General features: G+C 61.2%; 1 protein-coding gene. It reads left to right on the forward strand.

All coding sequences use genetic code 11. From position 1 onward, the window contains the following. Window positions 1-112: 112 nt before the first annotated feature. Window positions 113-255 (forward strand): ATP-binding cassette domain-containing protein (locus I3J13_RS25915; protein ID WP_196380687.1); only part of this gene is annotated, 143 nt, incomplete at its 3' end.

Raw genomic sequence — 255 nt, forward strand, 5'->3', positions numbered from 1 at the left:
CCGCGCAGTCTTCTCTCGACTGGAACTTCGTGGCGGACAAATATTCGGCGTGGATACAGCGGATCAACCGCGAGGTCATCGCGGCGAATTGAGACAGGAAGCAGAGGACGCCATGGCCGATCATCATATCGAGATCGACAATCTCGTGAAGACCTATCCGGGCGCCCTCAAGCCCTCCGTGGATCACGTCAGCCTTTCCCTGCCGCGCGGGGAAATGCTGGCGCTGCTGGGGCCTTCCGGCTGCGGCAAGACGAC

The sequence above is a fragment of the Agrobacterium leguminum genome (assembly GCF_015704895.1).
In the GTDB taxonomy this organism is placed as follows: domain Bacteria; phylum Pseudomonadota; class Alphaproteobacteria; order Rhizobiales; family Rhizobiaceae; genus Agrobacterium; species Agrobacterium leguminum.